Raw genomic sequence first — 6,699 nt, 5'->3', positions numbered from 1 at the left:
CGCCAGGAGCTGGCCGAGGTCACGACCGAGATCATGCGCGACCTCGGCGACGCGCGCGGGGCCGAGCTGGTCATGCGCGCCCCGCGTTCCGAGCTTTACAAGACGCAAGTGCTGGACGACGAAATCCGGCGCGGCAAGGTGGCGGTCGATCTTGCCGAGGATGCCGCTCGTGAGGTCAAATCGGCTGTTTTCGAGGCGGCCGAGGCCATTGGCATCGACCGCGAGACGATGGAACGCCGCCTCGAGCAGCCGGCCGCGAACGCCTGGCAGGAGCGGGAGTGGGTCCGGCAGGACCTTCAGGCCGTCGTGAAGGCGCGGGGCCTCGATCTGGACCGCGAGGATCAGCGCCACGCAGCTGCCGACCTGGTGGATCGTTTCTATGCCACCGCCGCCAGGACGCTGAACACCGCCCTTGAGATCGACCACAGCCACGAGACCGATCGCCTGACCCGGACGCTNNNNACCGCCAGCACGGCCGGGTCGCGTTCGAGCATGAGGATCATGCCGAACGCTTCGCCTCCGATCTCAAAGAGCGTTACGGGGAGAAGGTCATCGCGCAGATCGCTTCCGGCGACGACCGGGCGCTGGCGCTTGACTTCCCCGAGCCGGGACAGCGGCGCGACATCGCGAAGGCGCTTGTTGCGGCCGCGGAGAGCCATGAGAGCATCGGCCTGACCATGCGGCAGGCAGAACTGGCGAAGGAGCGGCTGCACGAGCGCGACACGCCCGAGCATGAGCTGCGCCGCAAGGATCATGACCTTGAGCTGTAAAGGGCAGGGCCAATGAACCGCATAAGCGTCGCCGTTCCGGCGGGCCTGATCGCCGGGGCCATTGTCGGGTTGATGTTCGGGGGCCTCTGGCTGCAATGGCAGCTCGGGGCCAACCTGAACACCGGCAACCCGTTCATCCTGGTGACGGATTTCCCCGGCTTCGGGGCGCTGCGGCAGGACCCGTGGCGCACCGCCTACCTGATCGTCCTCGGCGGGGCGCTCGTGCTGGCCCTTGCCGGGGTTGTGTTCAGCGTCACGCACCGGCTGACCACCTATGGCAAGGCGCACTTCCAGACTAAGGGCGAGGTCAAGAGGAACGGCCTCGCGCAGCCTGTCGGGTCGGGCCTCGTGTTCGGCAAGTTCGGCAAGCCCGAGAAGAAGAACAGGGCCGGCCGCTTCGTTTGCGGCAGCTATGACCAGTTTCCGCACGCCCTGGTCGTCGCCCCGACCCGCTCAGGCAAGGGTGTGGGCTATGTTATTCCCAACACGCTGCTGTTCCCCGGCTCCTGCGTCGTCATGGACGTGAAGGGGGAAATCTTCGAGGCCACGTCCCGCCACCGGCTGGCGCAGGGCGACCGGGTGTTCCGCTTCGCGCCCTTCGACTTCGAGAACCCGACGCACCGCTACAACCCGCTGGAACGCATTGCCGCCATTGCTGACACGGACAAGCGATTCACCGAACTCTCCAAGCTCGCCAGCTACTTCCTGACGCCCAGGAACGAGAAGGGCGGGGCGTCCGACTTCATCGTGGGCGCGCGCCAGCTGTTCGTCGCGGCCGGGATGCTCGCCATCGAGCGCAAGACCCCAACCATCGGCACGATCGCCCGCATCCTGTTCGGCAGCGGCGACAAGGAGAAGGCTTACCAGCGGTTCGCCACGGAAACGCAGCACGAGCAGTCCGCGACGATCTTCCTCAACTTCTCAGGCTATTCCGACCGCACCCTCTCGTCCTATGCCTCGGTTCTGGACGGGGCAGGGCTTGGCCTGTGGCTGAACCCGCGCATCGAGAAGGTGACGAGCGCCAACGACTTTTCCTGGGACGACATTCGGCGCGCACCGCACGCGATCTACATCGTCGCCAACTCCGACGACATTCCGACGCTGGCGCCACTGCTGCGGCTGTTGTTCGGGGAGCTGATCGCCACCATGCGCGCCCGCATCCCCGATCCGCGACTTGAGCCCTGGCCGATGCAGATCATCCTCGACGAGTTCGACCAGCTCGGCCACATGCCGATCATCGTGCAATCGCTCAAACAGCTTGCCGGTCATGGCGCGCGGGTATCGATCATCACGCAGTCCATTCCGGGGCTTGAAAGCATCTACACCGAGAATGAGCGGCTTTCGATCGAGAGCGCGGCGGGCATGAAGCTCTATATCGCCCCCAACGAGAAAAAGACCACCGGCGAAGTCTCCGAGGCACTTGGCAAGACCACCCGTCTTGCGCTCAGCGACAGCTATTCGCAGGACGGGCAGGGCATCCTGAAACGCTCGATCTCGCGGCGCAACGAGGAACGGCCGCTGCTGACGCCCGGCGAGGTCCGCAATCTCGATCCGAACAAGATCATCCTGATCCCCGAGCGGCAGAACCCCATCCTTGTGGACCGGATCGTTTACTACCAGGACGCTTATTTCAAACCGATCTTTGACGCGCAGAAAGGGCCGCTGCCCTATCCCGATGCGATGCGGGCCGAACTGGACGAAATGAAGGCCAGGCTCACCGCGCTCCAGGAGGCGCGGGTGGCCTACCCTCCAGCCGAGGACGCGCCCAAGACGAAGAAAGGCAGGAAGGGCAAGACACAGGAACAGCAGCCGGAGCCGAAGCTGATGCGCGAGGTCGCGGAGGAAGAACAGGCCAGGGTGGAGAAGGCTGCGGCCGAAGAAGCAGCGCGTCAGGGTGCCATCGTGACGCCGGCCAGCGAGGGCGCGGCCCCCCCTGCCGGAACAGCCGCACCCGCTGCGGATGCCGAACCCCGCAAGAAGCCGACGCTCGCGCGCGAAGTTGCGGAAGACCTGCGCGGTGAGAACGACAGCCGCAGCGACGAGGACGTGAAGGACGCCATCAGGAAGAAGGCGCAAGCCAGGATGGACGAGTTTGACGCCCGGCTGTTCGGCAAGAGGAAAGCGGCCTAGCTGCTTTCCCCATCGAGCGCGGGAAAGTAGGTTTCCAGAATCCCGCGCTCGTCCTCGATCCGGCCCGTCTGCACGATCACGTCGATGGACTCGCGCACGTAGCCCCGGATTTCCGCCAGCGTCAGCGGCATCCCGGCCCGCATCACCAGGAAGGCCAGTCGGTTGACCGCCTTGCGTGCGGTTGTGGCGTGAAGGGTGGTGAAGCTGCCCTCATGGCCGGTGTTGATCGCCTCCAGGAAGGTCACAGCCTCGACCCCGCGCAACTCGCCCAGGATGATCCGGTCGGGGCGGAGGCGCAGGGTCATTTCCAGCAGCTTGTCGGCCGAGCGCGCCGAGGCGTCGACCCGCTCGGCAATCAGGCTCACTACGTTGTCCTGCGCGGGCAGCAGCTCGGCCGAGTCCTCGATCAGCACCAGCCGGTGCCATTCCTCGACCATCCAGAGCAGGCGGCGGGCCAGTTCGGTCTTGCCCGAGGACGTGCCGCCCGAGATCACGATGTTCATGCGGGCCTGGATGCAGGCCCGCAGGAACTCGTCGGGATCGGCGCCGTGCATTGCCCTGTCGCGGACCCGGCGCAGCAGCTCCAGCCGCTCGGCTTCCAGCGAAACCGTCTGGTCGCGCAGGAAGCGGAAGTGCTTGGGCGCTTCACCTGTGGGCCTGCGGCGGAACACCCGGAAGGTGATCGTCGTGCCGCCCGCCGACGCGGGCGGAATGATAGCCTGGCAGCGCAGGGTGGCCCCGGCATAGTCCACGGTGGTCGAGATCGCGGGCAGGGCGTCGGTCAGCGTGAGGCGCTGCTTGTTGGCGATGAGCCCGGCCAGATCCTTGACCTCGACCGGCGAGAGCGTCACGTCCGTCAGCGACATGGCGCTGTCGCCCGCGCGCTCGACCCACACCCGACCGTCGCCGTTGATCGCCACCTCGATCGTGCTGTCGGCCTCGATCAGCGGGCGCAGGACATGGAGCCTGCTTTCCAGATGCCCGAGCGCCGCCATCAGAGCATTTCCAGATCGGCGTTGACCATGACCATGACGACGGCCCCCTGATCGACGCTGATCGTCGTCGGAATGTCGATGTAGTCCTTCATGATCGAGCCGAGCGTGTCGCTGGCGTTGGTGCCGATGTTCTCGACGGTTTCGCGGGAAATCTTGTCGTCGCGGTCCTTTTCGATGGCCGCGGCCAGGACAGCGGGCGCGGCCCCGATGATCGACACCGCCGCGGCGGCCGAGAAGCGAGCAAGGGTATGGGTGTTCACGCGCCCCGTCACACCCGCGCGGCCGATCCGATCCGTGCCATAGGCCGCGAGTTCGACCGACTGGCCGTCCGGTGTCACCACCCGGTCCCAGGCCACCATGATCCGCCGCTGGCCCTTGTCGATGGACGAGCTGTAGCGCCCGAACAGGCGCGAGCCGCGCGGGATCAGGACGTTCGCCATGTCCATCGACCACACGTCATAGCTGACCGTGGCAGACAGGTTGCCTTCGAGCTGGCTGGAAATGGCGTTCGCCAAGGTGGCCTCGATCAGCGTCCCCTGGAGCACCGTGCGCGAGGGTTCCCCGATGACCTGGGCCTGCACGGCTTCCGTCCGGCCCGCGCGGCGAAAGCGTTCTGCGGCATCGAGTTGTTCATCCGCGCCGCTGTCGGCCTCGGCACCACCGCCACCGCCATCGCTTCCGAAGCGAATGACCTTGGCGGACCGGGCGCGCGCTTCCAGCAAGGCTTGCTCCTGCGCGCGTTGCGCTTCGAGTTCGGCCCGGCGCTGTTCGAGCGCCGCGAGGCGCTGCGCCTCCATGTCGGCTTCCGTCTGCGCCTGTCCGGCCATCTGTGCCGCCGTGTCGAGTTCCGTCTGGAGACGCATATTGTCGCGGGTCAGCTCATCGAGAGCCTGATCCTTGCCCGCCATGTCGTCGCGCAACTGCTGCATTTCCCGGCGCAGCGCGTCGATCTGCGCGGTATCGACCGAAGGGTTGGCGCGGGCGGCGGCAAGCTCGGCCTGGGCTTTCTGGAGATCGGCCCTGGCCTTTTCCAGAGCCGCCCGCGCGGCCTCGGCGTCCGCCTTCGCCTGCGGGTCCGTCACCGTCTGGACTTCGCTGCGCGTCACCACGGCCGCCGGCGTGGTGACAGGCAGGGGTTCGTTTTCGGTGACGGTGAAGCCTGCAAGGCCGGAGTCGTCCTGAAACTCGCTGACTTCGGAGGTCTGCATGGGCGGGGGCGAGATCTGTTCAGCCGGCTGCACCGTTGCCACATAGGCCCCGCCGGCCAGGCCCGTGGCGAGCATCCCGGCCGGCAGCGCCATGCGCCGCCACCATGGCACAGCCGCGACCGGCTTTTGCATCCGCGCCAGCCGGGCTTGAAGCTGATCCTCGTGGGCCATCAGCGCGTCCTCCGCTTCGCGCCCGCCTTGGTGCCCTCGACGCAGACATGCTCATCGCCGTAGCGCAGCACCCAACGTTCCGAGCGCGCGCCCACGGTGATGATCGTGCCGTTCACGCTGCTGTTGACGCTGGTTTCCCGTCCCTTGGCATCGGCCCGGAAGATCGAGGGGATCGGGGCACCGGGCGGGATCTGGAACAGGGTTTTCTTGCCATCGTCCGAAATCCCGACCGGCGCGAACTCAGCGGCTCCTTTGCGGTTGAGGACGTGGTAGGTCATGGGAACCTCGGCCGGGATCGCTGCCGCGGCCGCCGCGCGCGAGCGCGGCCCGCCGCTGCCCGGCACCGTGAACTTCACCGACCAGTTGGGCGTGACCTTCGAGGACTCCACGACATTGAGAAAGTAGAAGCGCCGGTTCGTCTCGACCGTCATGTTGGTGCTGGCGCCGGGCACGAAGGACATGATGGAAAAGGCGTTCGACGCGCCGACCTTATCCGCTTCAAAGGCTTCGCTGTCGCCCACCGAGATCGTCTGGATCGTCTCGCCGTCACCCAGCTCGACCAAGGTGACGTTCCGCACCCGCGTATGGATGGTATAGACCTGCCCCTCCTGAAAGGTGGCATAGGTCACGCGGCTGTCGTTGCCGCCCGCGCGTGGGCGGGCTTCCGCAAGGGCGGCAGCGGGCAGGGTCAGCGCGATCAGCGCCGCAAGCGTGGTGGAACGGATCATTTCTGGCCCTCCATGTTCTGGGCTTCAAGGCTTTCGGCGGTCACGCGATAGTCGATGACGGTGAAGCCGAAGGGGTTTTCCCACACGAGCTGCACCGCACTCGCGGTTGTCGGCTGAAACTCATAGGTGACGGTCGCGTAGAACTTGCCGATCCGGTCCGGCTCGCCGGCCTTCTTGAGCCGCTTGGTGAAGCGCACCTGCGCCGTCCTGGGCCCAACCGGGGTGATCGAGAGAACGTCCACGATCACCTTGCCGCTCGCGCCATAGATCGTGGGCGGATAGTTGGGGTTTGCCTTGTCCCATTGCGCCTTCAGCGCCGCCTGCATTCGGGGTGCCGACATGCGGTAAACTTGGAGGAGGCGGGCCTCGTTGTCGGCCGCGTCATAGGTTTCACGGTTCTTGACGTAGGTGTAGAGCAGCGATTGCTCGACCGCCGCGCCATGCTCGATCCCGGCCGCCTCGACGCGGACGGCGCGCTCGGCCAAGCCGGTGTCCTTGTCCACGATGGTCACGAACGCCTGCGTTTCTTTCAGGGGCAGGGTCATGCCCGCCACCGCCACGCCGCCGAGGCCAAGCAGCACGCCGCCGATGGCGACCCCCCAAGCCATCCGCTCGCGGCGGCGGACGCCGAAGATCAGCTCGTTTTCCAGAATCGTCCTGCTGTCAGACTCGCGGTCCGCCATTGCATCCTCCAAAG

At 66.4% G+C, this 6,699-nt stretch carries 6 protein-coding genes; 1 reads left to right on the top strand and 5 read right to left on the bottom strand.

What is annotated here, in order from left to right; genetic code table 11:
- Window positions 1-351, bottom strand: a 351-nt coding sequence (locus ACFFII_RS14535) for a hypothetical protein (RefSeq protein WP_377699593.1), incomplete at its 3' end; no start/stop codon positions are given.
- A 641-nt stretch (window positions 352-992) separates the two neighbouring features.
- On the opposite strand from ACFFII_RS14535, the gene ACFFII_RS14530 reads away from it, so the two are divergent.
- A complete protein-coding gene (locus tag ACFFII_RS14530) occupies window positions 993-2,900 on the top strand; it encodes a type IV secretory system conjugative DNA transfer family protein (RefSeq protein WP_377699592.1) in 1,908 nt (635 codons plus the stop codon).
- Here ACFFII_RS14530 and ACFFII_RS14525 read toward each other — a convergent pair.
- The 4 genes from ACFFII_RS14525 to ACFFII_RS14510 are packed head-to-tail and all read right to left on the bottom strand — an operon-like array spanning window position 2,897 to window position 6,685.
- Complete coding sequence (locus ACFFII_RS14525) at window positions 2,897-3,895, bottom strand: ATPase, T2SS/T4P/T4SS family (RefSeq protein WP_377699591.1); 999 nt, start codon at window positions 3,893-3,895, stop codon at window positions 2,897-2,899. The genes ACFFII_RS14530 and ACFFII_RS14525 overlap by 4 nt on opposite strands.
- Complete coding sequence (locus tag ACFFII_RS14520) at window positions 3,895-5,274, bottom strand: TraB/TrbI/VirB10 family type IV secretion system protein (RefSeq protein WP_377699590.1); 1,380 nt, start codon at window positions 5,272-5,274, stop codon at window positions 3,895-3,897. Before ACFFII_RS14520 ends, ACFFII_RS14525 begins: the two co-directional genes overlap by 1 nt.
- Window positions 5,274-6,002: a TrbG/VirB9 family P-type conjugative transfer protein gene (locus ACFFII_RS14515; protein ID WP_377699589.1), complete on the bottom strand. Its 729-nt coding sequence runs from the start codon at window positions 6,000-6,002 to the stop codon at window positions 5,274-5,276. The genes ACFFII_RS14520 and ACFFII_RS14515 overlap by 1 nt, the downstream gene beginning before the upstream one ends.
- Window positions 5,999-6,685 (bottom strand): VirB8 family type IV secretion system protein, encoded by a 687-nt coding sequence (locus ACFFII_RS14510; RefSeq protein ID WP_377699588.1) that lies wholly within the window; start codon window positions 6,683-6,685, stop codon window positions 5,999-6,001. Before ACFFII_RS14510 ends, ACFFII_RS14515 begins: the two co-directional genes overlap by 4 nt.
- Window positions 6,686-6,699 lie beyond the last annotated feature (14 nt).

Origin of the sequence: Paracoccus niistensis (assembly GCF_042432925.1) — a bacterium.
Classification (GTDB): Bacteria; Pseudomonadota; Alphaproteobacteria; order Rhodobacterales; family Rhodobacteraceae; genus Paracoccus; species Paracoccus niistensis.
The sequence above is the reverse complement of the archived record's forward strand: the minus strand, read 5'-3'. Positions and strand labels throughout refer to the sequence as shown.

Bases quoted from the DNA above. Each gene is read 5' to 3' on its own strand.
- ACFFII_RS14525 (WP_377699591.1), bottom strand. From the start codon at position 3,895: ATGGCGGCGCTCGGGCATCTGGAAAGCAGGCTCCATGTCCTGCGCCCG.
- ACFFII_RS14510 (WP_377699588.1), bottom strand. From the start codon at position 6,685: ATGGCGGACCGCGAGTCTGACAGCAGGACGATTCTGGAAAACGAGCTG.
- ACFFII_RS14515 (WP_377699589.1), bottom strand. From the start codon at position 6,002: ATGATCCGTTCCACCACGCTTGCGGCGCTGATCGCGCTGACCCTGCCC.
- ACFFII_RS14520 (WP_377699590.1), bottom strand. From the start codon at position 5,274: ATGGCCCACGAGGATCAGCTTCAAGCCCGGCTGGCGCGGATGCAAAAG.